Annotated in this window: 26 protein-coding genes; all 26 read right to left on the reverse strand. The window is 38.5% G+C overall.

The features are described from left to right. Nucleotides 1-135 precede the first annotated feature (135 nt). Complete coding sequence (tsf, locus tag QFZ87_RS19130; RefSeq protein ID WP_309864999.1) at nucleotides 136-1,020, reverse strand: translation elongation factor Ts; 885 nt, start codon at nucleotides 1,018-1,020, stop codon at nucleotides 136-138. 179 nt (nucleotides 1,021-1,199) lie between these two features. Beyond that, nucleotides 1,200-1,898 (reverse strand): 30S ribosomal protein S2, encoded by a 699-nt coding sequence (gene rpsB, locus QFZ87_RS19135; protein WP_308080180.1) that lies wholly within the window; start codon nucleotides 1,896-1,898, stop codon nucleotides 1,200-1,202. 192 nt (nucleotides 1,899-2,090) lie between these two features. Continuing rightward, nucleotides 2,091-2,870, reverse strand: coding sequence for a GTP-sensing pleiotropic transcriptional regulator CodY (gene codY, locus QFZ87_RS19140; protein ID WP_308080181.1), 780 nt, complete (start codon nucleotides 2,868-2,870; stop codon nucleotides 2,091-2,093). Between the two features lie 113 nt (nucleotides 2,871-2,983). Beyond that, nucleotides 2,984-4,393, reverse strand: coding sequence for an ATP-dependent protease ATPase subunit HslU (gene hslU / locus QFZ87_RS19145; RefSeq protein WP_309865003.1), 1,410 nt, complete (start codon nucleotides 4,391-4,393; stop codon nucleotides 2,984-2,986). Nucleotides 4,394-4,411: 18 nt separating this feature from the next. After that, a complete protein-coding gene (gene hslV / locus QFZ87_RS19150) occupies nucleotides 4,412-4,954 on the reverse strand; it encodes an ATP-dependent protease subunit HslV (protein WP_309865005.1) in 543 nt (180 codons plus the stop codon). A gap of 93 nt (nucleotides 4,955-5,047) precedes the next feature. Further along, a complete protein-coding gene (gene xerC, locus QFZ87_RS19155) occupies nucleotides 5,048-5,983 on the reverse strand; it encodes a tyrosine recombinase XerC (protein ID WP_309865009.1) in 936 nt (311 codons plus the stop codon). Nucleotides 5,984-6,008: 25 nt separating this feature from the next. Further along, the gene (trmFO, locus tag QFZ87_RS19160; RefSeq protein WP_309865011.1) at nucleotides 6,009-7,316 is read right to left on the reverse strand and encodes an FADH(2)-oxidizing methylenetetrahydrofolate--tRNA-(uracil(54)-C(5))-methyltransferase TrmFO; all 1,308 of its coding nucleotides are present in this window, start codon (nucleotides 7,314-7,316) and stop codon (nucleotides 6,009-6,011) included. Between the two features lie 174 nt (nucleotides 7,317-7,490). Continuing rightward, complete coding sequence (gene topA / locus QFZ87_RS19165) at nucleotides 7,491-9,569, reverse strand: type I DNA topoisomerase (protein WP_309865013.1); 2,079 nt, start codon at nucleotides 9,567-9,569, stop codon at nucleotides 7,491-7,493. A gap of 333 nt (nucleotides 9,570-9,902) precedes the next feature. Beyond that, on the reverse strand, nucleotides 9,903-10,790 hold the full coding sequence (gene dprA / locus QFZ87_RS19170) for a DNA-processing protein DprA (RefSeq protein ID WP_309865015.1): 888 nt from the start codon (nucleotides 10,788-10,790) through the stop codon (nucleotides 9,903-9,905). A gap of 98 nt (nucleotides 10,791-10,888) precedes the next feature. Next, nucleotides 10,889-11,791: a succinate--CoA ligase subunit alpha gene (sucD, locus tag QFZ87_RS19175; RefSeq protein ID WP_309865017.1), complete on the reverse strand. Its 903-nt coding sequence runs from the start codon at nucleotides 11,789-11,791 to the stop codon at nucleotides 10,889-10,891. 23 nt (nucleotides 11,792-11,814) lie between these two features. Continuing rightward, entirely contained in the window at nucleotides 11,815-12,975 is a 1,161-nt protein-coding gene (sucC, locus tag QFZ87_RS19180) for an ADP-forming succinate--CoA ligase subunit beta (protein WP_309865019.1), read from the reverse strand. Nucleotides 12,976-13,190: 215 nt separating this feature from the next. Further along, nucleotides 13,191-13,970 carry a ribonuclease HII gene (locus QFZ87_RS19185; RefSeq protein ID WP_309865021.1) on the reverse strand — a complete coding sequence of 260 codons (780 nt, stop codon included), beginning with the start codon at nucleotides 13,968-13,970 and terminating at the stop codon, nucleotides 13,191-13,193. Between the two features lie 62 nt (nucleotides 13,971-14,032). Further along, nucleotides 14,033-14,908, reverse strand: coding sequence for a ribosome biogenesis GTPase YlqF (gene ylqF / locus QFZ87_RS19190; protein WP_309865024.1), 876 nt, complete (start codon nucleotides 14,906-14,908; stop codon nucleotides 14,033-14,035). 23 nt (nucleotides 14,909-14,931) lie between these two features. Then, a complete protein-coding gene (gene lepB, locus QFZ87_RS19195; RefSeq protein WP_309865028.1) occupies nucleotides 14,932-15,492 on the reverse strand; it encodes a signal peptidase I in 561 nt (186 codons plus the stop codon). Nucleotides 15,493-15,721: 229 nt separating this feature from the next. Further along, nucleotides 15,722-16,066: a 50S ribosomal protein L19 gene (rplS, locus tag QFZ87_RS19200; protein ID WP_235743156.1), complete on the reverse strand. Its 345-nt coding sequence runs from the start codon at nucleotides 16,064-16,066 to the stop codon at nucleotides 15,722-15,724. Between the two features lie 144 nt (nucleotides 16,067-16,210). After that, entirely contained in the window at nucleotides 16,211-16,951 is a 741-nt protein-coding gene (trmD, locus tag QFZ87_RS19205; protein ID WP_396133978.1) for a tRNA (guanosine(37)-N1)-methyltransferase TrmD, read from the reverse strand. After that, a complete protein-coding gene (rimM, locus tag QFZ87_RS19210; protein ID WP_309865035.1) occupies nucleotides 16,951-17,469 on the reverse strand; it encodes a ribosome maturation factor RimM in 519 nt (172 codons plus the stop codon). The genes trmD and rimM overlap by 1 nt, the downstream gene beginning before the upstream one ends. A 12-nt stretch (nucleotides 17,470-17,481) precedes the next feature. Beyond that, nucleotides 17,482-17,868, reverse strand: coding sequence for a YlqD family protein (locus tag QFZ87_RS19215; RefSeq protein ID WP_309865037.1), 387 nt, complete (start codon nucleotides 17,866-17,868; stop codon nucleotides 17,482-17,484). A gap of 230 nt (nucleotides 17,869-18,098) precedes the next feature. After that, the gene (locus tag QFZ87_RS19220; protein WP_308080197.1) at nucleotides 18,099-18,329 is read right to left on the reverse strand and encodes a KH domain-containing protein; all 231 of its coding nucleotides are present in this window, start codon (nucleotides 18,327-18,329) and stop codon (nucleotides 18,099-18,101) included. A gap of 12 nt (nucleotides 18,330-18,341) precedes the next feature. Next, nucleotides 18,342-18,614, reverse strand: a complete 273-nt coding sequence (gene rpsP, locus QFZ87_RS19225; protein WP_307288925.1) for a 30S ribosomal protein S16 — start codon at nucleotides 18,612-18,614, stop codon at nucleotides 18,342-18,344. A gap of 109 nt (nucleotides 18,615-18,723) precedes the next feature. Next, the gene (gene ffh / locus QFZ87_RS19230; RefSeq protein ID WP_309865042.1) at nucleotides 18,724-20,076 is read right to left on the reverse strand and encodes a signal recognition particle protein; all 1,353 of its coding nucleotides are present in this window, start codon (nucleotides 20,074-20,076) and stop codon (nucleotides 18,724-18,726) included. Between the two features lie 12 nt (nucleotides 20,077-20,088). Beyond that, entirely contained in the window at nucleotides 20,089-20,421 is a 333-nt protein-coding gene (locus tag QFZ87_RS19235; RefSeq protein WP_309865045.1) for a putative DNA-binding protein, read from the reverse strand. A gap of 94 nt (nucleotides 20,422-20,515) precedes the next feature. Further along, nucleotides 20,516-21,502: a signal recognition particle-docking protein FtsY gene (gene ftsY, locus QFZ87_RS19240; protein ID WP_309865048.1), complete on the reverse strand. Its 987-nt coding sequence runs from the start codon at nucleotides 21,500-21,502 to the stop codon at nucleotides 20,516-20,518. An 18-nt stretch (nucleotides 21,503-21,520) separates the two neighbouring features. Next, the gene (gene smc, locus QFZ87_RS19245) at nucleotides 21,521-25,087 is read right to left on the reverse strand and encodes a chromosome segregation protein SMC (RefSeq protein ID WP_309865052.1); all 3,567 of its coding nucleotides are present in this window, start codon (nucleotides 25,085-25,087) and stop codon (nucleotides 21,521-21,523) included. Nucleotides 25,088-25,141: 54 nt separating this feature from the next. Then, on the reverse strand, nucleotides 25,142-25,882 hold the full coding sequence (gene rnc, locus QFZ87_RS19250) for a ribonuclease III (protein WP_309865054.1): 741 nt from the start codon (nucleotides 25,880-25,882) through the stop codon (nucleotides 25,142-25,144). Between the two features lie 166 nt (nucleotides 25,883-26,048). Beyond that, nucleotides 26,049-26,282 carry an acyl carrier protein gene (gene acpP, locus QFZ87_RS19255; RefSeq protein ID WP_098528750.1) on the reverse strand — a complete coding sequence of 78 codons (234 nt, stop codon included), beginning with the start codon at nucleotides 26,280-26,282 and terminating at the stop codon, nucleotides 26,049-26,051. Nucleotides 26,283-26,298 lie beyond the last annotated feature (16 nt).

Consider the following 26,298-nt stretch of genomic DNA (forward strand, 5'->3'; position numbering starts at 1 on the left):
AGCACTAGCACTACAGTCAGCGCTTTGCTAACAATATTTTTTCTTGAAAAATAGGGAACACATCGTGTCCCCTATTCAAACTTATTTCAGTAACATTCCCTTAAAGCTTATGTTTTTAAACAAGAGAATATTTGACTATTGTTTATTTACTTGGTTCATAACTTCTTCAGCGAAGTTATCTTCACGCTTCTCAATACCTTCTCCAACCTCGTAACGAACGAATTCACGAAGAGTTGCACCCTTAGATTCAACAAATTGACGAACCTTTTGGTCAGGGTTTTTAACGAAAGTTTGGTCAAGTACACAAACATCTTCAAAGTACTTTCCAAGACGGCCTTCAACCATTTTCGCAACGATATTTTCAGGCTTACCTTCGTTAAGAGCTTGTTGAGTTAATACTTGACGCTCACGCTCAACTTCTTCTTGTGATACTTGGTCACGTGATACGTATTTTGGTTTTAATGCAGCGATGTGCATAGAAATATCTTTTGCAGCATCTGCATCAGTAGTACCTTCAAGAACTGTTAAAACGCTGATACGTCCACCCATGTGTAGGTAAGCACCAAAAGCATCGTTATCAGTTTTAGAAACTACTGCAAAGCGACGAAGAGAAAGTTTTTCACCAATTTTAGCGATTGCAGCATTGATGTGATCTGCTACAGTTGCACCGTTTTCCATTGTTTGAGTAGCTGCTTCTTCAACAGTTGCAGGTTTGTTTTTAAGAAGGTGTTCAGCAATTTCCTTAACAAGTGCTTGGAATGCTTCATTTTTTGCAACGAAGTCTGTTTCAGAGTTTACTTCAAGAATTACAGCCTCATTACCATCTACAAGGATAGAAGTTAAACCTTCTGCAGCAATACGGTCAGCTTTGTTTGCAGCTTTTGCAATTCCTTTCTCACGTAAGAAATCAATTGCTTTTTCCATATCACCATCTGTTTCTGTTAACGCTTTTTTACAATCCATCATACCTGCGCCAGTTTTTTCACGTAGTTCTTTTACCATTTGAGCAGTAACTGCCATAATTAACTTCCTCCTTTAAATACTATGTACTATATTCATATCTTAGCCATTGTTAGCTAAGATAAACATTCTTTCACTACTGTACTTTTGTTCAGTACTAAAATAGCGGGCTTTCTTTAAAAAAAGGTGATAAAGGGTGCTCCCTCTTATCACCTTTTTATTTTTAAGCACTTAATTAATTAAGCAGTAACTTCTTCACCTTGTTTAGCTTCAAGGATAGCATCAGCCATTTTACCAGTTAAAAGCTTAACCGCACGAATTGCATCGTCGTTTGCAGGAATAACAACGTCGATTTCGTCTGGATCACAGTTTGTATCAACAATACCTACGATAGGAATGTTTAATTTTTTAGCTTCAGCAACTGCGATACGCTCTTTACGAGGGTCGATGATGAATAGTGCATCAGGAAGTTGCTTCATATCTTTAATTCCGCCTAAGAACTTCTCAAGACGTTCTTGTTCTTTCTTTAATTGAACAACTTCTTTTTTAGGTAATACTTCGAAAGTACCGTCTTCAGACATTCTTTCAATATCTTTTAAGCGGCCAATACGCTTTTGGATTGTTTCAAAGTTTGTTAGTGTACCACCTAACCAACGTTGGTTAACATAGTACATACCAGAACGAGCTGCTTCTTCTTTAACAGAATCTTGAGCTTGTTTCTTTGTACCAACAAAAAGGATAGTACCGCCGTTACCAGCAAGGTCCTTAACCCAATTGTAAGCTTCTTCTACCTTCTTAACTGTCTTTTGAAGGTCGATGATGTAGATACCGTTACGCTCAGTGAAGATATATTTCTTCATCTTAGGGTTCCAACGGCGAGTTTGGTGTCCGAAGTGTACACCAGCTTCAAGCAATTGTTTCATTGAAATAACTGACATGTTTTGTTTCCTCCTAATGGTTTGATTTCCTCCGCTCCTATCATCTTTATACAGAAACTGTAATCAACAGCACCATCTGTTTAAATCAACGAGCGTGTGTATTAACACCATGAAATAATATAGCACATGTACAAATAACAATCAAGTATACTTTTAAAAAAAAATCTCCAGGCGCACCTGGAGATTTACTTTTTAGTTAGATCTTAATTTATCAAGTTCTACGAGGAACTTATCATTTAAGACTTTGATATACGTACCTTTCATTCCAAGGGAACGAGATTCAATTACCCCTGCACTTTCAAGCTTTCTTAGAGCATTTACGATAACAGAACGAGTAATACCAACGCGGTCAGCAATTTTCGATGCAACAAGCAAGCCTTCAGAACCATTAAGTTCTTCAAAAATATGTTCAATTGCTTCAAGTTCACTATATGATAATGAACTAATAGCCATTTGAACGACAGCTTTGCTTCTAGCCTCTTCTTCAATCTCTTCTGACTTTTCACGTAAAATCTCCATACCTACTACAGTCGCACCATATTCACCAAGGATTAGGTCATCATCATGGAACTTCTCTTGCAATCTTGCAAGGATTAATGTACCAAGACGTTCTCCCCCACCGATAATTGGAACGATTGTTGTTAAACCTTCACGGAATAAATCTCTATTTTCTACAGGAAAAGCGGTATATTGACTTTCAATATCCAAGTTTGAAGAAGTTTCTTGAATATTGAATAAGCCTTTTGTATACTCCTCAGGAAATTGACGATCTTCGAACATTTTCTTCATTCTCTCGTTTTCAATTTGTTGATAAATTGAAAACCCAAGAAGTTTTCCACGACGGCTTACAATGTAAACATTCGCTTCAATCGTTTCACTTAATGTCTCAGACATTTCCTTAAAGTTTACCGGTTTTCCTGCTGCTTTTTGTAATAATACGTTAATCCGTCTAGTTTTTGTAAGTAAATCCATCTGTTTCTTCCTCCTAATTGACTACAACCATTATAAAATTTTTAAATGTAACTATTTTGACGTAATAGGTATATAAAGAATGAGAATTTTGCCAATCGACAATCTAGACATTCCTATAGGATAAATTGACTTAAGTCTTTGTTTTTGGAGATTGCTCCAAGTTTCTCGTCCACATATTGTGGTGTGATGGTGATTTTGTCCATCGTGATATCTGGCGCTTCAAAAGATAAATCTTCTAAAAGCTTTTCTAAGATTGTATGAAGTCGTCTCGCACCAATATTGTCGGTATTTTGATTCACATCAAAGGCTACTTCTGCAATTCTACGAATAGCATCGTCAGAAAATTCAATTTGTATACCTTCTGTTTCCAATAAAGCTTGATATTGCTTAATTAAAGCATTATCAGGTTCGATTAAAATCCTAAAGAAGTCATCTACAGTAAGCTTTGTGAGTTCCACACGAATTGGAAAACGCCCTTGAAGTTCAGGAATTAAATCGGACGGCTTAGCCATGTGAAATGCCCCTGCAGCTATGAATAAAACATGATCGGTTTTAATGGAACCATATTTGGTTACAACTGTTGAACCTTCAACCACTGGCAGAATATCTCGTTGAACTCCCTCTCTTGATACATCTGCTGAGGAACCACCTGAATTCTTGCTGGCTATTTTATCAATTTCATCAATGAAAATAATGCCAGTCTGTTCAGCACGATAAATAGCTTCAGATGTTACTTCATCCATATCTATCAGCTTGGAGGCTTCTTCATTAGTTAAAACCTTCCTGGCTTCCCGAACAGTTAGTTTCCTTTTCTTGCGCTTTTTAGGCATAAAGTTGCTAAGTGCATCTTGCATATTCATACCCATTTGTTCAATACCTGAACCTTGAAGCATATCAAACATTGACGGCGCTTGTTCCTCAACTTCTACAGTAACCATTTCATCCTCTAATTGACCTAGTGCCAATTTCTCTTTGACGATTTTCCGTTTTTCCTGAACAGAATAATCTTCTTGAGGTGCCTCCTGTTCAGAAGAGGAATTTCCTCCACCAAATAACATTTCGAGCGGATTTTTATAGTTGGTTGATTTTTTTGCTGAAGGAACGAGTAAATCAACAAGCCTGCTGTTAGCATTTTCTTCGGCACGTTCTTTCACACTTTGCATTCGATCTTCTTTAACTAATCGAACGGATGTTTCAGCCAAATCTCTTACCATTGATTCTACGTCACGGCCAACATAACCAACTTCAGTGAATTTAGTTGCTTCAACCTTAATAAATGGTGCACCAACTAGCTTTGCAATCCTCCGGGCAATCTCTGTTTTCCCAACACCCGTAGGTCCAATCATTAAAATATTTTTAGGAATGACCTCATCCCGAATCTTGTCATTCAATAAACCTCTTCTATAGCGATTTCTAAGAGCGACAGCAACTGCTTTCTTTGCATCTTTCTGTCCAATAATATATTGATCAAGTCTTTCGACGATTTGGCGGGGGGTTAAATTATTGGTATTAGTTTTTCCCATTCTTCAGTCTCCTTCCCGTTATAGCTCTTCAACAATAATATTGTGGTTCGTATACACACATATTTCCGCAGCTATTTCTAAAGAAGCTTTCGCTATTTCTTTCGCCGTCAAATGATCACCAGCATATTTTTTGAGGGAACGACCTGCCGCAAGTGCATAATTCCCACCTGAACCAATCGCAAGTATGCCATCGTCTGGTTCGATGACTTCACCGGTACCGGATACTAATAATAAATTTTCCCGGTCCATAACAATCAGCATGGCTTCAAGTTTTCTAAGAATTTTGTCACTTCTCCACTCTTTAGCCAGTTCAACTGACGCTCTTTGTAGGTTGCCGTTAAACTCCTCTAATTTGCCTTCAAATAACTCAAACAAGGTGAAGGCATCAGCAACAGACCCAGCAAAACCAGCTAACACTCTACCATTAAATATCTTTCTAACCTTTTTTGCTGTGTGCTTCATCACTACTGCATTACCAAACGTAACTTGGCCGTCACCTGACATAGAGCACTGACCATTATGGTGAACAGCAAAAATCGTTGTTGCATGAAATTGGTTCATTTAATTGACCTCCTATAGGAGTATTTTCCGTTTACAGACAAATGAGTAAATTGTATGTAACCATTAAAAATCCATATGAAAAATATTTTACATTTATGCCCTTGGATGATGGGCCATATACGTTTTCCTTAAGTGATCATTTGTTACATGTGTATACACCTGGGTTGAAGATAAATAAGCATGCCCTAACAATTCTTGGACTGATCGTAAATCTGCACCATTATTGAGTAAATGGGTGGCAAAGGAATGCCGAAGCTTATGTGGATGAATACTTGAATCCAAAGCAGATTTTTCAATCATTTGATTCAATATTTTTCTTGTACCTCTAGCTGTTAATGGACCACCACGGTTATTAACAAATAAAGTCTCAATGGATTGCTTATCGGCTATTAGCTTTTTCCTGCCATCGTTTATGTATAAATCTAATGCAGCTTTTGCTTGGCTTCCGAAAGGTACATAACGTTCTTTGTTTCCTTTTCCATGAATCAGTATTGTTAAAAGGTAAAAATCAAGATCTTTTAAGCTAATTTGACAGCACTCACTTACTCGTATCCCTGTCCCATATAAAAGTTCAAGTAATGCTTTGTTCCGTTGACCCAAGGGTGTATTAGTTTCACACGAATCAAATAACAGTGTAAGTTCATTTTCATAAAAGAATTGTGGTAACCGTTTTTCAAGCTTTGGTACTGTTAGAAGCAAAAATGGATTACTTTCTACATACTTTTCCCGAAGCAAAAATTTATAGAAACTTCTTAATGCAGATATTTTTTTGGCAACCGTTTTTCTTGCAAGTTTTTTTTCATATAATCTGGTAAGATAAAGTCTTGCATCATGATATTGAACCATTTCGACTTGAATTACGGCTTGCTCAGCCATGAACACAAAGAAATCACTGATATCATGCTGATAATGTTCAATTGTATATTTTGAGTAATTACGTTCCATTTGTAAATACTCCAGAAATAACTTTAAGAAAACATTCACATTTGTCACAAAATTCACCTCACAAGGGCTACTAAATCGTAACATACTTCTAAAGCCCTTGCAATAAATTTTACAAAACTTTCACAAAGTTCTGAATTGTGTCTAGCGCTCGATTTGCATGCTCTAAATTTCTTTCCTGTTTTCCCTTAATTTTAACTGGGAGCTCAGGGAATAAGCCAAAATTAGCATTCATAGGCTGGAAGTTTTTTGCATTAGCGGTAGTAATATAACGAGCCATACTCCCTATAGCTGTTTCAGCTGGAAATTCAACGGTTTTCATCCCCTGCACTAACCTTGTAGCATTAATCCCAGCAATCAGACCACTTGCTGCAGATTCCACATAACCCTCCACACCAGTCATTTGGCCAGCAAAAAATAAATCTTCTCTATTCCGGAATTGATAAGTTGCCTTAAGTACTTTTGGAGAGTTTATAAAGGTGTTGCGGTGCATAACACCATAACGGATAATTTCAGCATTTTCAAGGCCCGGTATTAACTGAATTACCTCTTTTTGTGCTCCCCACTTTAAATGTGTCTGAAAACCGACAATATTAAACAATGTTCCGGCTGCATCATCTTGACGAAGCTGTACCACTGCAAATGGTCTTTTCCCTGTTTTTGGATCTTCTAATCCAACTGGCTTTAATGGACCAAAAAGCATTGTCTTTTTTCCTCTTGCACCCATTACTTCAATTGGCATACACCCTTCAAAGAAGACTTCCTTTTCAAATTCCTTTAACGGAACTGTTTCCGCAGAAATAAGTGCTTCATAAAAGCGATTAAACTCTTCTTCCGTCATAGGACAATTAAGATAAGCTGCTTCACCCTTATCATAGCGTGACTTCAAGTAAACCTTGTCCATGTCAATGCTTTCTTTTTCAAGAATAGGGGCTGCTGCATCATAAAAATAAAGATATTCCTCACCCGTAAGGTTCTTTAATTCTGCAGAGAGGTCTGCACTCGTTAGAGGACCAGTAGCAATAACCGTTGGACCTTCAGGGATTTGGGTTACCTCTTCATTTACTACCGTTACATTTTCATGATTCTTGACTAACTCCGTTACCTTAGCAGCAAATTCATGGCGATCAACCGCTAAAGCTCCACCAGCTGGAACGGAACAAGCATCCGCCGCTGCAATGATGACAGAATCCAGCTTTCGCATTTCTTCTTTAAGCACACCTACTGCATTGGTTAATGTATTTGCTCGTAGTGAATTACTACAAACCAATTCAGCAAATTTATCTGTATGGTGGGCAGGAGTCTGTTTCACAGGACGCATTTCGTAAAGACGGACCTTTACACCACGTTTAGCTATTTGCCATGCTGCTTCACTTCCTGCTAAGCCAGCACCAACAACATTTATTGTTACATCCTTCATCAATAAACCTCCTGATATACTTCCTATTACATTTATACCCAATTTTTAAAGAGAAAAAGCATATACAATTAGCTTTCCCTCATTTAAGTCCATCTTGCATTGTACTATACGAATTCAAAACAAAAAAGTTTTTTATTTCACAAATAAAAAAAAGAGCGGAGATTCTCCACCCTTTTAACTCTGTTGCTCTTCCTTATAGTCACATTCCGTACATTGTACCTGTACACCTTTTTTCAATTTCTTTTCTACAAGCAAGCCCTCACATTTTGGACAAGGTCTTGGTAGCGGCTTATCCCAAGAGATGAATTCACATTCTGGGTATCTGGTACAACCATAAAAAAGTCTCTTTTTCTTACTCTTTCTCTCAACAACCTGACCTTCTTTACAACCAGGACAAGTCATACCAATTTCTTTTACTATTGGCTTAGTGTTTCGACAATCTGGAAAATTACTGCATGCCATAAATTTTCCATAGCGTCCCATTTTAAACACCATTGGACTTCCACAGTTTTCACAGTCTTCGCCTGCAGGCTCATCTTTGATTTCTACAGACTGCATTTCTTTTTCGGCTATTACTAAATGCGTTTCAAAGTCCTGGTAAAACTCATCAATAATTTGAACCCAACGAACCTTACCATCTTCAACATTATCTAAGCCTTGTTCCATCTTAGCGGTAAATTCCACATTTAGAATATCAGGGAAAAACTCGACCATTAACTCATGAACAATTTCACCAAGCTCCGTTGGCACAAATCGTTTATTGTCCAAGGCAACATAGCCGCGCTTTTGAATCGTATCAAGAGTAGGTGCATAAGTAGACGGGCGGCCAATACCCAGTTCTTCTAGTGTTTTCACCAATCTCGCCTCGGTGTATCTTGGTGGTGGCTGTGTGAAATGTTGCTTAGGTTCGATGTCTTTTTTAAAGACTTCATCCCCTTCTTTTAAATCCGGTAGCATTTTATCTGGTCCATCTACCTGATCGTCCGATCCTTCAACATACACCTTCATGAAACCGGGAAACTTGACCTTTGAGCCAGTTGAACGGAAAATCACATCTCCATTTTGCAAATCTACACTCATCGTGTCCATTACCGCCTGTGCCATTTGGCTTGCTAAGAAGCGCTCCCAAATTAATTTATAGAGGCGGAATTGATCTCGAGAAAGAAATTCCTTCATGCTGTTCGGATCCCTTAATGTGCTTGTCGGACGAATAGCTTCGTGTGCATCTTGAGCATTCGACTGTTTTTTCTCTTTTCTTTGCTCTTCTTTTAAAAAGCTTTCACCAAACTCAGCTTTTATATAATTAGCTGCTTCTGTTTGAGCCACTTCGGAAATTCTTGTTGAATCTGTTCTCATATAGGTAATGAGTCCAACTGTTCCTTCCTTCCCAAGCTCAATACCTTCGTACAGCTGCTGTGCAAGCATCATGGTTTTCTTCGCACGAAAATTAAGTTTCCTCGCTGCTTCTTGTTGTAAAGAAGAAGTAATGAAAGGTGGTGCCGGATTTCTTCTTCTTTCTTTTTTGGTAACTGAGACAACTTTGAACTTGTTATCATCTAATTGCTTCAGTATCGCTTGAACATCCTGCTCTGAGGCTAACTCTGTTTTTTCTTTTCCAACTAGGGAATGAAAAGCCCCACTAAAATGGTCTTTTCCCTTTAAAAATTCTCCTTCAATTGTCCAATATTCTTCAGGAGTAAACGCTTTAATTTCATTTTCCCTATCAATAATCAAGCGGACTGCAACTGATTGAACCCGTCCTGCACTCAATCCTTTTTTTACTTTTTTCCATAAAAGCGGGCTGATATTGTAGCCTACAAGCCGGTCTAAAATTCTTCGAGCCTGTTGTGCATCAACGAGATCCGTATTAATTGGTCGTGGATGTTTAAAAGATTCCTTGATTGCTTCTTTTGTAATTTCATTAAAAACCACGCGGCAATCTGAATGAATATCAACATCTAGACTATGAGCCAAATGCCAGGCAATAGCTTCCCCTTCACGATCAGGGTCGGCTGCTAGATAAACTTTTTTTGCTTTTTTGGCTGCAGTTTTTAATTCTTTTAATACAGGACCCTTGCCACGGATTGTAATATATTTAGGTTCAAAGCCATTTTCAACATTGACCCCCATTTGGCTTCTTGGTAGGTCACGAACATGTCCCATAGATGCTTTTACTTTATATTTATTACCTAAATATCGTTCAATCGTTTTCGCTTTTGCAGGTGATTCTACAATTACTAGAAAGTCTGCCATCCGATATCCTCCTTAAGAGGGAAAGTGTGAAAGCTCCTTGAAAATGGCATAAGCCTGTTTCTACGGTGCTTCTATTTGAGAAGTTTTCCTAAATTCGAGTAAAAACTAGAACCGGAGAAAATACTTTACAAAACTGCCCTATCCCAATAATGATCAATTTATAAGTTAATTTTAATAGTATTTTATGTTTAGCCATTTTTTCGAACTTCTGTTGGAAAATGTATAACATATTAGAAATTATTGCAACCTTTTTTAGCTAATTTCTCCATTTTATCGAAAAAAACCTGCAAAAACGCTACTTTTATTCCCAATATTCCCTTTTAACCTAGAGTTTTATCTTATTTCCTCTAAAATATCCCCTGCACATGTCACAAGTTTTGCCCCTTGTTGGATTAGCTCGTTAGCCCCTGCTGAACAAGGATTATAAATGCTGCCAGGCAAGGAAAATACATCTCGACCTTCATTTACTGCATAATTCGCTGTGATGAGTGATCCGCTTTTTCTTTTTGCTTCTATAATAAAAGTACCTCTAGATAGACCGCTAATAATACGATTTCGAAATGGAAAATGCCATCGAAGTGGTTTTGTATCTGGGGGATATTCTGAGACAATCAACTGTGTTTTCATCATCTCTAAAGCTAGGTTCATATTTTCTTTTGGATATATATGATAGATGCCCCCAGCAATAACAGCTATTGTTTTCCCTCCATTTTTAATAGCAAATTCATGTGCTAATGCATCAATTCCTTTTGCTAAGCCACTTACAATAAGTACTCCATTATCAATGAGTTGGGGGAAGATGGATTTAATTGCATTTCTACCATATTGAGTAGCCTGACGCGAACCCACTACAGCAAGTTTGGGTTCATGATTTAATAAGGATACATCCCCTTTAGCAAATAGTGCCCATGGAGGCTGATAAATTTCTTTTAAATAAGGGGGGTATTCTTTATCAAAAATAGTGATAACGGTAATATCATTGGTTTCGTATTGGCGGATTTGGTCATGAATGACTTCGAATGGAAGTGGAAGAATGGTTGATTTAGGAGCGGGATCTTCGCGGGTAAGGGATGGAATATTGAAGCTTTGCTGTGTTGAGTATGTTTGTATTCGAGTGAGGTTGTTTAGGGTGGGATCTTTTTTTAGAATTTGTAAAATCGTATTCCACGAGATATTTGGATAGTGAAGCAAATGAATCAATTTCTCTTTAAAGTCGTCCATTTAATACATACCTCCAATAAATTTTTATTAAAAGAAGAAATAGTCCCTCATGAGTGAGCGACTATTTCTGTTTAATCTGATGATGCAAAGATTAGTTTTTAATGGGTCTTACACTTTTCGTATAAGCCTTGTTCTTTTAATACTTCGATTAGAGTTTCACCCATTACGGATGGTGTGTCAGCTACTTTAATACCACACTCGTTCATAACACGGATTTTTTCGTCAGCTGTACCTTTTCCACCTGAAATAATCGCACCAGCATGGCCCATACGCTTTCCAGGAGGTGCAGTACGTCCGCCAATGAATCCAACAACAGGTTTTGTCATGTTAGCCTTAACCCATTCAGCAGCTTCTTCTTCTGCCGTACCACCGATTTCACCAATCATGATTACTGCATATGTTTCAGGATCTTCATTGAATGCCTTTAAAACATCGATGAAGTTAGTTCCATTAACAGGGTCCCCACCAATACCTACAGCTGTTGTTTGACCAATTCCTGCTTGAGTTAATTGGTGTACAGCTTCATAAGTTAGTGTTCCAGAGCGGGATACTACACCTACATGGCCTTTAGTATGAATGTAACCAGGCATGATACCGATTTTACATTCGTCAGCAGTGATAACGCCTGGACAGTTTGGACCAACCAAACGAGTCTTCTTGCCTTCCATGTAACGCTTCACTTTAACCATATCCAATACTGGGATATGTTCAGTAATACAAATGACAAGATCTAAATCTGCATCAACCGCTTCGATAATGGAATCTGCAGCAAATGGTGCTGGTACATAGATAACCGAAGCATTTGCCCCAGTAGTTTCAACTGCTTCTCGAACAGTATTAAATACTGGTACTCCTTCTACCTCTTGACCACCCTTACCAGGAGAGGTACCACCAACAATTTGTGTACCATATTCAAGCATTTGTTTTGTATGAAAACGGGCTGTTCCACCAGTAATCCCTTGAACAATAACCTTCGTATCTTTATTAATAAAAACGCTCACGTTAATTCCCCTTTCTAAAGATCCTATTTCACCAATTCAACGATTTTTTGTGCACCGTCAGCCATGGATTCAGCAGCCGTAATGTTAAGACCGGATTCAGCTAAAATTTGCTTTCCTAAATCAACATTTGTTCCCTCTAAGCGAACAACAAGTGGAATACTTAATCCAACTTGCTTAGCTGCTTCTACTACACCCTCAGCAATAACATCACACTTCATGATTCCGCCGAAGATATTAACAAAAATACCTTTTACGTTTGGATCTGAAAGGATAATTTTAAATGCTTCTGTAACTTTCTCTGCTGTAGCACCGCCCCCAACATCAAGGAAGTTAGCGGGGTCGCCGCCGTAATGTTTAACAATATCCATTGTCGCCATTGCTAAGCCAGCACCGTTAACCATACAGCCAATATTGCCATCTAATGCAATATAGCTTAGGTCATATTTAGAAGCTTCGATTTCTTTTGGATCTTCTTCTTCAAGATCACGATATGCTAGGACGTCTTTTTGACGATATAATGCATTGGAATCAAAGTTTAATTTAGCATCCAATGCCATTACTTTTCCGTCGCCCGTAACAACTAGCGGGTTAATTTCAGCAATTGAACAGTCCTTCTCGATATAAGCGCTATATAAGCCCATCATGAACTTAACTGCTTGATTCACTAGTTCTTTTGGAATGTTGATATTAAAAGCGATACGGCGTGCCTGGAATGGCTGTAAGCCAATCACTGGATCAATTTCTTCTTTGAAGATTTTCTCTGGAGTCTTTTCTGCTACTTCTTCGATTTCCGTTCCGCCTTCTTCAGAAGCCATTAATACTACATGTGAAGAAGCACGATCTAGTACTAATCCTACGTAGTATTCCTTCTTGATATCGCAGCCCTCTTCGATTAACAGACGCTTTACTTCTTTACCCTCTGGACCAGTTTGGTGTGTTACCAATGTTTTCCCGAGGATCTCATTCGCATATGTACGAACCTCATCAAGGTTTTTCGCAACTTTAACACCGCCAGCTTTTCCCCGTCCACCAGCATGAATTTGTGCTTTAACTACACAAATCTGTGTGCCTAGTTCTTTTGCAGCTTCCACAGCTTCTTCAACAGTGAATGCCACTTTACCGTTTGGAACCGCAACCCCGTACTTTCTGAGGATCTCTTTCCCTTGATACTCATGGATATTCATTTCCCATCCTCCTATATCATACTCTTCTAAAAATTGACTCCGTTTTCATTTTATATAATGACACATACCTTGTCCACCATTAAGCAAAAAATTATATTCATTTTAAAAAATTCTGAAAAACATTTAAATATATCTAGTAACCATTAAGAAATTTCAATAGTAAATGTTTCCATATTTATTTTTTAAAATAATAAAAAAAACAGGCAGGTGCCTGTTTACTTTAGCTTTGCCACATAATCTTTTACTGGCGCAAAGCTTTTTCTATGATACGGTGTAATCCCATGCTGTTGAATAGCTTGAATATGTTCCTTCGTACCGTACCCCATATTTTGCTGAAAACCATATGCTGGATAGCTTAACGAAATTTCTTTCATTAACTCATCTCTCGCTACCTTAGCCACGATGGATGCAGCTGCAATCGATACACTTCGAGCATCCCCTTTTACAATTGAATCGGAAGGATATGGAGTTTCTAGCTTCATAGCATCAATTAATAAAAAATCTGGCTTCGGGTCTAAACCGGCTACCGCTGCATACATTGCCTTTTTGGTTGCTTCATAGATATTAATTTCATCAATTTCATCCGCACTAATCATTGAAATACTGTATGCCAGCGCTTCACTTCTAATCATTTTATCGTATTCTTGACGTTTCTTTTCAGAAAGCTTTTTAGAGTCATCAATTCCGGCTAAGAAGAAATTTTCTGGTAGGATGACAGCAGCAGCCACAACGGGCCCAGCCAGCGGTCCCCTTCCAACTTCATCAATTCCTGCAATTAATTGAAACCCTTCCTCTCGATAGTTCCGCTCAAATTGATTCATTTCAATAAATTTTTCCTGGAGCAACCTTTCCTGCTCTTTTTGTCTACGCCACCTTTGAATGCATTGATGAACACCTTTTCGCTCATCATTCTGAATTTCAATTAAGAATGGATCCTCTTCACTTACAATTGTTGAAAGGTACGCCTCGATTTCGGCGATCGATTGTTTTTTCATCCTCTTCACCCGAACTTAATTTTTCTCGAAAAATTAAGGCCCCCTAACGGAGAGCCTCTTTGTTATTCTATATTTTCTTCTACTTTTAAGAAATCCTTTGGTCGTTCAAGGGTAAGTCGTCCAAATTTTTCAGACCTTATCTCCCTAATCACTAATTCTGCTACTTTATCGTAGTCGACCATACCACCGCCCATTAGACAGCCTCTTAACAAACCAATATGGTCAAATAATGCAACAAGATCTTCTGGTATTTCTGTAAGCTTATACCGCTCTTGTAAGCGTTCTGGATACGCCCGCTCTAAGAACCTAAGAGTATAAACCGTCAAGTCCTGCAGGTTTAATAACGTGTCTTTAATTGCACCAGTAATGGCCAACTTCATTCCAACCTCTTGGTCTTCAAATTTCGGCCATAGAATCCCCGGTGTATCAAGCAATTCCAATTCTTTACCTACTTTAATCCACTGCTGAGATTTTGTCACTCCCGGAGTATTTCCTGTCTTAGCAATATTTTTTTTAGCCAGTCGGTTGATGAGTGTAGATTTTCCGGCATTAGGAATACCAACAATCATCGCACGTATCGCTCTCGGTCTTACTCCTTTTGCCCTCATTCGGTCAAACTTTTCTTTAAGGATTTCATTTGCGGCTTGGACAATTTGTTTCATCCCTTCACCGGCTTGGGAATTAATTGCGAGAGCCTTTATTCCCTTCTCTGCGAATGAGGCTATCCATTCCTTCGTCGCTACCGGATCAGCCATGTCAGCCTTATTAAGTAAGACCAGCCGCGGCTTATGTTGGATGATTTCATCAATCATTGGATTTCTTGAAGAATACGGAATCCTTGCATCGACCAATTCAAAGATAATATCAACTAATTTTAACTTTTCTGTGACCTCTCTGCGAGCCTTGGCCATATGGCCAGGAAACCACTGGATCGTCAAAGCAGCCACCCCCTAAACTATAACTATTTCACTGTAACAATATGTGCATCATTTAAAGGCCAGTAAACAATGCTTGTCTTACCAATCACCTTACTTAATGGAACCGATCCAATATGCCTTGAGTCTTTACTGAAGCGTCGATTATCTCCCATAACAAACAATTCCCCTTTAGGAACTGTTTTTTGGCCTACTGGAGTTTCTTCAAGTGTGAACGAGTCCGTTAATGGACCATCCTGTACTTGTTTCTTATATTCGTCCAAATATGGTTCTTTATACGCTTTTCCATTTACATATAAAGTATCATTCTTATACTCAATTGTATCTCCCGGCAGGCCAATTACACGCTTTATGTAATCTTTCTTCTCTGGGGCATGAAAAACGATGATATCAAATCGCTTAGGTTCCCCCATGTCATAACTAAATTTATTCACAATCATTCGATCCTGATCCTTTAATGTAGGCATCATCGATAGGCCATCCACTACAATTGGAGCAAAAAGGAAATACCTAATTACTGCAGCTAAGGCAACAGCAATTAACAAGGCCTTTGTCCATTCCCATAGCTCATTTTTCTTTTTTGTCATACAATCCCCACCAATCAGTAATAAAAAAATGTTTTATAAAGCCTATTTTACATAACTTAAACATATTTAACACGATGGGATCACAATTTTTATCAAACTTTAATAATTCGTTTATAAATCAGTAACAAATAAGGAAAAATCTAACCAATCATTTACATAGCACCATATGCACCGTTGAATGATTTGTATAAAAAAAGAGCTTGCCAGAGCAAGCTCTTTTCTTTTCTTATTATCGAATCTCTTTAATTCTTGCTTTCTTACCGCGAAGGTTACGCAAGTAGTAAAGCTTAGCACGGCGAACTTTACCGCGGCGAATAACTTCAAGCTTCGCAATTTTTGGTGTGTGTACTGGGAAAGTACGCTCAACGCCTACTCCGTAAGAAACTTTACGAACTGTGAAAGTTTCGCTAATTCCACCACCACGACGCTTAATCACTACACCTTCGAATAACTGAATACGCTCGCGAGTACCCTCGATAACTTTAACGTGTACACGTACAGTGTCACCAGGACGGAACGCAGGTAGATCAGAACGAAGTTGTTCTTTTGTGATTTCTTCGATTAATTTATGCATCGTTTTCAACTCCTTCCAACAGATGCTCATGCATATCATTTTCCTTAAAGCTTGCAGCGGAACATCGTTATAAGACCGCAATCTGATAGGTATCAGTTTAAGTCACAAGAAGTATCATACCATAATTATTGTAACCTCGCAACACTACTCGTATTCTTTTTTTACTTCGTTTAACCATTTTTCCTGCTGAGGGGTAAGGGCTATTTTATCAAGTAAATCCGGTCTTCTTAACAGGGTACGTCTTAATGATTCTTTGTTTCGCCATTCTTCAATTAATTTGTGATTCCCTGATAAAAGTACTTCAGGAACCATTAAACCACGAAAATCAGCCGGCCTGGTATAGTGAGGATGTTCAAGTAGTCCTGTGCTGAAGGAATCCTTCATATGGGATTCTTGATTTCCTAATACTTCAGGTAATAGTCGGACAACACTATCAACAACGACCATTGCCCCGAGCTCGCCCCCAGTTAAAACGTAATCACCAATAGAAATTTCATCCGTTACAATATTTTCACGGATTCTCTCATCATAGCCCTCGTAATGTCCACAAATAAAAATCAAATGCTCTTCACAGGCCAATTCCTCTGCTTTTCGCTGGCTATAGCGTTCACCCTGCGGGCAAAGAAGAATCACCCTCGTGCTCTTGCTTTTGGCATTTTCTTTAAGAGTTGAAACAGCATCAAAAATGGGCTGTGGCTTTAACACCATACCAGCTCCGCCGCCATATGGATAATCATCAACAGTCGAGTGCTTGTTATCTGCGAAATCTCGAAAATTTACTACATTGTAGTTAACCGCTGATTTTTCGGTAGCCTTTTGCAGAATGGATTGTCCCAGTACCCCGGTGAACATCTCCGGAAATAAAGTGAGAATATCAATTTGCATCATGAAAGTAGCCCTTCCATTGGATCAATTAATATGACTTTTTCTTTCACATCCACTTTCTTCACGACTTCATGGATATAAGGAATCAAAACGTCTTTCCCGCCTTTTCCTTTCACCACCCACACGTCATTTGCACCTGGAGATAATATTTCAGTTACTTTACCAATTTCTTCTCCTTTAGTCGTTGCAACGAGACAGCCAATAATTTCGTGATAATAAAATTCATCTTCTTCAAGCTCTTCTAGCTGTGATTCTGGTACTTTTAATATCCCATCTCTGAATTTTTCCACTTCATTGATATTATTGAAGCCTTCAAATGTAAGCAGGTTAAAATTTTTATGGGTCCGGTGGCTTTTCACAGTTAGTTCAATTGGCGTGTTTGAATTAGGCATAAACAAATATAATACATTGCCTACCTTGTACCGTTTTTCAGGAAAGTCAGTTTTTGAAATTACTCTCACTTCGCCTTTTATGCCCTGAGTATTAACGATCTTCCCAACATTAAACCATTTTTCCATATGTTTCACCTTCTATCTAATTTCCTTGATGATACCGTCTTGAATGATAATGCAAGGTTGTCCAAGCACCTCTTCCCAAGAGTCACCAACATTAACTTCTTTGAGAGCCTGAACTTCCTTCTCTTTTATTTCACTACCTAGTGGTAGGATATGTAATTGTTCCATTTGAAACTCAAGTAGCTTGATTTTTTCCTTCCGCATTTGAATTTCTTTTTGAAAATGTTTTTTTAGAGCTTCCGGGGAAAAAGTTTTCGTTTTTTCTAGTCGCTTTAGCTCAAAATGGAGCTGATCGCATTCCTTTTTCAGTTGCAACATTTCGCCTTGATACTTCTCTGAGAGCTTTTGCCTGCTACTCTCTGTTAAAACCTGCTTAACCACAACAGTTTGAATGATTTGCATAGAATTGCCTCCTTCAAGCTTCGGATGTCCTTAAAAAGGCGCTTCCGCTTTTCGTTTGTCTAGCTCCAGCGCCTAGCCCCTAGGGTCAAATAACCTTCGGCAAGAAAAGTCAAAGTGCGGACTTTTCTCACCGAAGAACATTTGCCTGTCGGGGCTGAACGAGGCGCTTCCGCCTTTCGGATAGCAAAAAAGGGAGGAATGAATCCCCCCCTTTATCTAGATGCAAAAAGCTATTCACCAATTTCTAGAAAAATTTTCTTCTGTTGTGATGATCCTGCTGCATATACAACAGTCCTAATGGCCTTTGCAACACGCCCTTGTTTTCCAATCACTTTTCCCATATCAGTTTTGTTAACAGTGAGCTGATAGGTTACGCGGCTGTCATCTTCCATCACGTCAACTTGGACATCTTCAGGAAAATCAACAAGAGGCTTAACAATCGATTCGATTAATTGTTTCATATTAACCTTCGATTACTTGTTTAATTTTGCATTATGGAATTTCTCCATGATGCCTTGGTTTGAGAAAAGGTTACGAACTGTATCAGATGGTTTCGCACCGTCTTTTAACCATTTAAGAGCTAATTCTTCATTGATTTGAACTGAAGCAGGTTGAGCAACCGGATTGTAAGTTCCTACTACTTCAATGTAACGTCCGTCACGAGGAGAACGAGAATCTGCTACAACAATACGATAGAAAGGAGTTTTCTTTGCTCCCATACGCTTTAAACGAATTTTAACTGCCATTTTAAATAAGCACCTCCGAATAGTTTCACACAAGATAGTATAATATCAATTCTTTTATAGTTTGTAAAGTGTTTTTTCTTTACATACATTATTACCATATTTCTACAACTTAAAACGGCTTAAACGGGAATTTAAATCCGCCTTTTTTCTTGCCTTTTTGTTGCATGCCTGTCATTTGTTTCATCATTTTTTTCATATCTTCAAATTGCTTTAATAAACGATTTACTTCTGTGACAGGGCGTCCACTACCTTTAGCAATCCTGCGTTTGCGGTTTGCATTCAGTATTTCTGGGTTGTTCTTTTCTGCTTTAGTCATTGATTGGATAATTGCTTCCACATGGGCAATTTGTTTTTCATCGATCTGAATATTATTCAAACCTTTGATTTTATTGGCACCAGGCATCATTTTAAGCAATTCATCCAAAGGTCCTAGATTTCGAACCTGGCCAAGCTGATCCAAGAAATCCTCAAGGGTAAACGAAGCTGTACGCATTTTTTGTTCTAGCTCTTTAGCCTTTTGTTCATCGACATTTGCTTGAGCTTTTTCAATCAGCGTCAGTACATCACCCATGCCTAAAATTCTAGAAGCCATCCGTTCCGGATGAAACGGCTCTAAGGCATCCATTTTCTCGCCAAGACCGACAAATTTGATCGGTGTTTGTGTGACTGCACGAATAGAAAGTGCGGCCCCACCCCTCGTGTCACCATCAAGCTTTGTTAATACAACCCCAGTAAGACCAAGTTGTTCGTTAAAGCTTTGAGCAACGTTGACGGCATCTTGACCTGTCATGGCATCAACTACTAGGAAGATTTCATCAGGCTTTGTTAGCTCTTTAATATCTTTCAGTTCGTCCATTAATGCTTCATCAACATGGAGTCGACCTGCAGTATCAATAAGAACATAATCATGATGTTCTTCTTTCGCTTTTTCAATCGCCTGTCGCGCAATTTCAACTGGACTTACTTGATCGCCAAGTGAAAAAACAGGCATATCTAATTGTTTACCCAGCGTTTGGAGCTGCTTAATCGCCGCAGGCCTGTAAATATCGGCAGCAACGAGCAATGGTTTGCGGTTGTACTTCTTTCGAAGCAGAAGAGCTAGCTTTCCAGAAGTAGTTGTCTTACCCGCACCCTGCAGACCAACCATCATTATGACTGTAGGCGGGCGGTTGGATGCAGCAATCTTACTCTGCTCACCACCCATTAAAGCCGTCAATTCTTCATTAACGATTTTGATAATCTGTTGACCTGGAGTTAAACTTTTCAGTACTTCCTGTCCCACAGACCGTTCACTTACTTTTTTAACAAAATCTTTAACGACTTTAAAGTTTACGTCTGCTTCTAATAATGCGAGACGAACTTCACGCATCATTTCTTTTACATCCGCTTCAGAGACCTTTCCTTTTCCACGGATCTTTTGGATTGTATTCTGCAGTCGGTCGGCTAATCCTTCAAATGCCATTCATGCCGCCTCCTAATCTAATTTCTCAAGCTCAGCAACGGTTTCTAACATTGCCTGCTTTGAAGGGTTCTCCTCATTAAGCAATTCGTTCAGATGTCTGATTAAACTTGCCCGCTCTTGAAATTTCTGGAATAATAGAAGCTTTTCCTCATACTCCTCGAGCATGGCTTCCGTCCGTTTAATATTATCATAAACGGCCTGACGGCTTACGTCATACTCATCGGCAATTTCACCAAGAGAATAATCATCTAAATAATAGAGAGACATATAGCTTTGCTGCTTTGGTGTTAACAACGAATAATAAAAATCATAAAGATAATTCATTCGTGTTGTTTTTTCAAGCATGCCTATCCCTCCAATATCATGTTAAGTGAAAAGCCTTTACAAGAGTAGTTTACACAGTCAGGCACTTTCTGTCAAGATAATACCTTTACATCCATTATTCGGTTTGTTCTACCTGATCCGCAAAGAGTCCGTACACGTATCTCTCCGCATCAAACTCTTGAAGATCATCCATTTTTTCACCCAGACCAACAAATTTCACAGGTATTTTTAATTCATTGCGAATGGCTAGAACAATTCCACCCTTTGCCGTACCATCTAACTTAGAAAGAACAATTCCACTTACATTCGTCACTTCTTTAAATGTTTTTGCTTGAATAAGCGCATTTTGTCCAGTGGTTGCATCGAGAACTAAAATGACTTCATGTGGTGCGCCTGGTACTTCACGTTCAATGACACGCTTTACCTTTTCTAACTCTTTCATTAAGTTTACTTTGTTTTGCAGGCGGCCTGCAGTATCACATAGTAAAATATCTGCCTGACGGGATTTTGCAGCCTGGATGGCATCGTACATAACGGCTGCCGGATCAGAACCTTCTGCCTGCTTGATGACTTCCACTCCGACTCTATCTCCCCATACTTCTAGCTGTTCAATCGCACCCGCACGGAAAGTGTCCCCTGCTGCCATCAAAACTTTCTTGCCTTCAATCTTAAATTTATGTCCAAGCTTGCCAATTGTAGTTGTTTTTCCAACACCATTGACCCCAACAAACAAAATAACTGTTAAGCCGTCCTCCTGGATATTTAATTGGGAGGATTGTTCTTCTCCAGCATTATAGATGTCAACGAGTTTTTCGGATATGACACTTTGAACTTCTTGTGGATCTTGAATATTTCTCCGTTTCACTTCCATCTTAAGTTCTTCAATCAATTGCATTACCGTATCAAAGCCAACATCTGCTTGAATTAATATTTCCTCTAATTCTTCAAAGAAGTCTTCATCGACTTTTCGATATCTAGCTACAAGGTCGTTTACCTTTCCTGAGAAATTGTCTCTTGTTTTCGTTAAGCCTTCCTTAAACTTTTCGGTTACGGAATCTGTTGATTTCGTAATTTTCTCTTTTAGTTTTTTAAAAAAACTCATTCTACCACTTCCTTTAAATTAAGATTCTACGAGTTCCTTTGTTTCTTCTAGTCGGACTGATACAAGTTTGGATACCCCTGATTCCTGCATAGTTACTCCGTAAAGGACATCTGCTTCTTCCATGGTTCCTTTCCGATGGGTAATCACGATAAATTGTGTTTCCTTGCTGTATTGCTTTAAATATTGGCTAAAACGGTAGACATTGGCTTCATCTAAGGCCGCTTCTACCTCATCAAGGATACAAAACGGAACAGGTCGTACCTTTAAAATAGAAAATAATAAGGCTATAGCAGTTAATGCACGTTCTCCACCTGAAAGGAGTCCCAAATTCTGCAGCTTCTTCCCAGGAGGTTGAGCAACGATTTCTACGCCAGTATTTAATAAATCTTCGGGTACTGTAAGAACTAAATCCGCTCTTCCTCCACCGAAAAGAGCTCGGAAGGTTGGTTCGAAGTGCTCACGAATTCCGTTGAAGGTTTGTTCAAAGCGTTTCTTCATTTCTATATCCATTTCTTCAATTACCTGATAAAGGGTATCTTTTGCTTCCTGGAGATCGGACTTTTGCTCATTTAAAAACTCATACCGCTCAGATACACGCTCATATTCTTCAATTGCACCAAGATTCACACTTCCTAGTTCTTCAATGGCAAGTTTGATGAGCTTGACCTTTTTCCGTGCTTCCTCAACAGGAATTGTTAATGGATATTGTTCCTTCGCCCCTTCAAATGACAATAAATATTCTTCTCGAAGATGTGTCAGTCGATTTTCAAGCTCGACATCAAGACGATTGATTTTAACTTCCTCATCCTTTAATACCACAATCATTCCTTTATGGAGTCTTTTCAACTCTTTAGCTTCAAGTTCCATGTCTTCAAGAACATCCACTAAGGACAATCGTTCTTGTCTTCTAGTAGTAATTAGCTGTAGAGTGGTTTCTTTGTCTTGCTGCTTCAACTTAGCTGCAGCCTCAAGTTGCTCCTCACCTGATGAACTGTTTGTCATTTCAGAAGACAATAGGCTAAGGTCCTCAGTATAAAGCGCTAGCTTTTTTTCGCTTTCTTCTAAGTCCTCAGTCGTAAGCGTAAATCTCTCTTTTATATTCGTAAATTGCTCGTTTTTAGAAGCAAACTCTACCTTTAAATCATTTATTTCATTCGTCAAAGTTTCCTTTGAAGTTAAATCACTGGTTTTTTGTTCTGTTAGTTTAACAATTTGAGTATCCAGTTCTGTAACATTTACTTGATAGGTTTCTAGCGCCTTATATAATTCTTCTTTTCGTTTTAGTAAGCCATTCTTTTCATCAGAAAACTGTCCTTTTTCAAGGTCATATATCGCTAACCGCTCGTTAATATTTTTTACCCCAAGCTCAGCTTCACGCAGTTCTCCCTTTACAGCCTGCTCGTTAAGTCTCAATTCCTCGCCATTTTTTCGAATTTCGTCTAGCTGTTGATCAGTCAGTTGAACTTCTTCTTTTAATGCCTTAACGGTTTTTTCTAGACCTGCTGTTTTTTCCTCCATAATAACCAATTTGGCTTTTAAATCTTCTAGTTCACCCTTTCTGGTTAATAGAGAGGATGTCTTTTGTTTAACCGCACCACCCGTCATGGAACCACCAGGATTAACAATATCCCCCTCAAGCGTGACCAAACGGCAGCGGTATTGAAGGATTTTTGCCAATTCATTGGCACCCTTCAGGTCTTTTGTAATTACAACATTACCTAATAAGTTATTCATTACCTCCGCATACCTTGATTCAAATTTAACAAGGCTGACAGCTGTTCCAATTAATGATGGATGATTTTGAATGGACGATAATTGTGCAGCGGATAAAGGCCTGCCTTTAATAACGCTAAGCGGTAAGAAGGTTGCTCGACCAAAAGAATGTTGTTTTAAATATTGGATCGCTGTCCGTGCATTTTGCTCTGTATCAACAACTATATGCTGAAGGGCACCTCCAAAGGCTGTTTCGAGTGCTGTTTCATACTCTTTTGGAACGGTAACTAATTCTGCTACTGCGCCTTCAATTCCCTTTAACTTATGATCCCTTGCCTTTAGAACCTCTTTTACCCCTTGGAAGAACCCGGAATAATCTTCTTCCATCTCTTCGAGCATTTCTTTTCTTGATTTAGCCTGTTGAAGCAACTGATAGGCTTGATAGAGCATCTTTTCTTGTTTTTCATAATTATTTTTTACCGTTTCAAGCTTTCGCTGTTGATCGCGAAACGTGACCACTTGGTCTGCTAATTGCTTTTGAAAATCGGCTAATGAAGATTGGATTTGCTCCATCTTGGATTGAGCAATTTGTCGTTCTTGAATGTATTTCGTATTCTCTGAATCAAGACGCGAGCTCTTTCTCTCTTGTTGCTCCAATTGCTGGTCAATATATTTCAATTCATTTTTAGCACCAGCCTGCTGATTGAGCAGCTCAATATATTCACTTTTTAAGCTATCAATTTTTTCTTCAATATTTTCGGTGAAAAGTTGTAGCTTTTCTTGTTTTTCCTTTAGTTTGGCCTGTAATGAATGAACCTGTTCACCAAGTTCATTCACTGACTCTGCCTGCATGTCCCTATTTTTTTGAAGCTGGCTGATTCTTTCTGTCAACTCAGTGATATTCGTTTTCAGCTGTTCTTTGTTTTGAGCAGCATTCTTCTTCCGTTCCTTCAATACTTCTTTACGGCCTTCCAGCTTTTCAAGTTCTTCACTTGCATGAAGTAAAACATTATGCAAGTCTGTAATCGATTCGTCTAATGCAGTAATTCGGTCTCTTGTTTCAACTATTTTCGCTTCTTTGACTTGCAAATCTGATGATAGCTTTAACTCTTCCTGCTGATGTTCTTCTAATTGTTTAGAAAGGTTTTCCCATTTCTGGTGTAGGTCTTCAATTTCAAAAACAGTTAATGCTACTTCTATTTTTTCTAGTTCTTCTTTTTTCTCTAGAAAATCCTTAGCCATTGAAGCTTGAATTTTAAGCGGCTCTACCTGACTTTCCAGTTCATGTAAAATATCATTCACACGATTTAAATTATCCTGTGTTTCAAATAATTTTACCTCTGCTTTTTTCTTGCGGTTTTTGTATTTTAAAACACCAGCTGCTTCTTCGAAGATAGTTCTGCGATCCTCAGCTTTACTGTTTAATATTTCTTCTACTTTTCCTTGACTAATGATGGAAAAGGCTTCTCTACCAAGACCTGAATCCATAAACAAGTCGATAATATCCTTCAGCCTACAGGGCTGTTTGTTAATGTAAAATTCACTCTCTCCTGAACGTGAAACACGTCTTGTCACACTTACTTCATTGTAATCTAACCCGATTCCTTGGTCCTGATTATCCAATGTCAGTGATACTTCAGCGAAATTCAGCGCTTTTCTAGTATCACTGCCGGCAAAAATGATATCTTCCATTTTACTTCCTCGTAAAGATTTAGCGGACTGTTCACCTAGGACCCAGCGGATCGCATCAGTTATATTACTTTTGCCACTCCCATTGGGACCCACTACAGCCGTAACCCCAGGAACAAAATCAACTCCAATGCGTTCTGCGAACGATTTAAATCCAATGATGTCCAACCGTTTTAAAAACATTTCATTATCCTCCCCATGCAACCCGGGATTTCTCCTGCAAACATTTTGACATTTCTAGGTTGTTTTCGCTTTTAATACGTCCAGTGCCATTTGGGCGGCATGCTGTTCCGCTTCTTTTTTTGATTTTCCAGTTCCTACTCCCAGCTCATCTCCATTTAAGGACACTTTGGAAACAAATTCCTTGTTATGTGCTGGACCTTTTTCTAATAGGACTTTGTATTCTAATGTTCCTGTTCCATCTCTTTGAATGAGTTCCTGTAATTGACTTTTAAAATCCATCACATGAGAAAAAGCACCAGCATTTATTTTAGGAAAAACGACCATTTCAAGGAATTCAATGACTTTATCAATTCCTTGATCTAAATAGAGAGCTCCAATGAACGCCTCAAACACATCCGCTAATAAAGCAGGGCGTTCTCTTCCGCCTGTCATTTCTTCCCCTTTTCCCAACAAAATGAGATTACCAAAACTGAGCTCATTAGCAAAAGAAACGAGTGATGGTTCACACACAATGGCTGCTCTCAATTTCGTTAGTTCTCCTTCAGTCATGGTAGGATATTTCTTAAAAAGAAATTGGGAAACGGTTAGCTCCAGTACAGCATCTCCTAAAAATTCAAGTCTTTCATTATCCTCGAAAGGCTTTCTGCGATGCTCATTCACATAGGATGAATGAGTAAAAGCTTGCTTTAGTAATTTTTCATTTTCAATAGTAATTCCAATTGTCGTTTGAAAATCCTTAAATTGATTTTCCTTTGCGCGATTGTTCAACTCTTTTTCTTTACCGTTTTTGCGCATAAAGTCTCCACCTTGCATTTAGTTTACAGACATTGCCTATTATGAGTTTAAAAAAGTTTCTTTAAAAACGCAAAGAAACTTGGCAGATAGTTTACTCTGCCAAGTTCTATCATACAGAATAAAGCTCCGTTTGAAAACGGAGCTTTGAGAATAAAATCTAACGAGATTACTTACTGCTATTTATGTAATTAACAGCATCACCAACAGTGCTGATTTTTTCAGCATCATCGTCAGAAATTTCCATATCGAACTCATCTTCCAATTCCATTACTAGTTCAACTACGTCAAGGGAATCAGCGCCAAGATCATCTTTAAATGAAGCTTCAAGCTTTACTTGAGACTCATCAACACCTAAGCGGTCAACGATGATTTTTGTAACACGTTCTAATACCTCTGCCATGCTCGTTCACCTCCCC

Origin of the sequence: Bacillus sp. SLBN-46 (assembly GCF_031453555.1) — a bacterium.
GTDB lineage: Bacteria > Bacillota > Bacilli > Bacillales > Cytobacillaceae > Neobacillus.

Bases quoted from the DNA above. Each gene is read 5' to 3' on its own strand.
- tsf (WP_309864999.1), bottom strand. From the start codon at position 1,020: ATGGCAGTTACTGCTCAAATGGTAAAAGAACTACGTGAAAAAACTGGC.
- rpsB (WP_308080180.1), bottom strand. From the start codon at position 1,898: ATGTCAGTTATTTCAATGAAACAATTGCTTGAAGCTGGTGTACACTTC.
- codY (WP_308080181.1), bottom strand. From the start codon at position 2,870: ATGGATTTACTTACAAAAACTAGACGGATTAACGTATTATTACAAAAA.
- hslU (WP_309865003.1), bottom strand. From the start codon at position 4,393: ATGGGAAAAACTAATACCAATAATTTAACCCCCCGCCAAATCGTCGAA.
- hslV (WP_309865005.1), bottom strand. From the start codon at position 4,954: ATGAACCAATTTCATGCAACAACGATTTTTGCTGTTCACCATAATGGT.
- xerC (WP_309865009.1), bottom strand. From the start codon at position 5,983: ATGTTACGATTTAGTAGCCCTTGTGAGGTGAATTTTGTGACAAATGTG.
- trmFO (WP_309865011.1), bottom strand. From the start codon at position 7,316: ATGAAGGATGTAACAATAAATGTTGTTGGTGCTGGCTTAGCAGGAAGT.
- topA (WP_309865013.1), bottom strand. From the start codon at position 9,569: ATGGCAGACTTTCTAGTAATTGTAGAATCACCTGCAAAAGCGAAAACG.
- dprA (WP_309865015.1), bottom strand. From the start codon at position 10,790: ATGGACGACTTTAAAGAGAAATTGATTCATTTGCTTCACTATCCAAAT.
- sucC (WP_309865019.1), bottom strand. From the start codon at position 12,975: ATGAATATCCATGAGTATCAAGGGAAAGAGATCCTCAGAAAGTACGGG.
- QFZ87_RS19185 (WP_309865021.1), bottom strand. From the start codon at position 13,970: ATGAAAAAACAATCGATCGCCGAAATCGAGGCGTACCTTTCAACAATT.
- lepB (WP_309865028.1), bottom strand. From the start codon at position 15,492: ATGACAAAAAAGAAAAATGAGCTATGGGAATGGACAAAGGCCTTGTTA.
- rplS (WP_235743156.1), bottom strand. From the start codon at position 16,066: ATGCATAAATTAATCGAAGAAATCACAAAAGAACAACTTCGTTCTGAT.
- trmD (WP_396133978.1), bottom strand. From the start codon at position 16,951: ATGCAAATTGATATTCTCACTTTATTTCCGGAGATGTTCACCGGGGTA.
- rimM (WP_309865035.1), bottom strand. From the start codon at position 17,469: ATGGAAAAATGGTTTAATGTTGGGAAGATCGTTAATACTCAGGGCATA.
- QFZ87_RS19215 (WP_309865037.1), bottom strand. From the start codon at position 17,868: ATGCAAATCATTCAAACTGTTGTGGTTAAGCAGGTTTTAACAGAGAGT.
- QFZ87_RS19220 (WP_308080197.1), bottom strand. From the start codon at position 18,329: ATGAAACAATTAATCGAATCGATTGTTAAGCCTCTTGTTGATTTTCCT.
- rpsP (WP_307288925.1), bottom strand. From the start codon at position 18,614: ATGGCAGTTAAAATTCGTTTAAAGCGTATGGGAGCAAAGAAAACTCCT.
- ffh (WP_309865042.1), bottom strand. From the start codon at position 20,076: ATGGCATTTGAAGGATTAGCCGACCGACTGCAGAATACAATCCAAAAG.
- QFZ87_RS19235 (WP_309865045.1), bottom strand. From the start codon at position 20,421: ATGCTTGAAAAAACAACACGAATGAATTATCTTTATGATTTTTATTAT.
- ftsY (WP_309865048.1), bottom strand. From the start codon at position 21,502: ATGAGTTTTTTTAAAAAACTAAAAGAGAAAATTACGAAATCAACAGAT.
- smc (WP_309865052.1), bottom strand. From the start codon at position 25,087: ATGTTTTTAAAACGGTTGGACATCATTGGATTTAAATCGTTCGCAGAA.
- rnc (WP_309865054.1), bottom strand. From the start codon at position 25,882: ATGCGCAAAAACGGTAAAGAAAAAGAGTTGAACAATCGCGCAAAGGAA.
- acpP (WP_098528750.1), bottom strand. From the start codon at position 26,282: ATGGCAGAGGTATTAGAACGTGTTACAAAAATCATCGTTGACCGCTTA.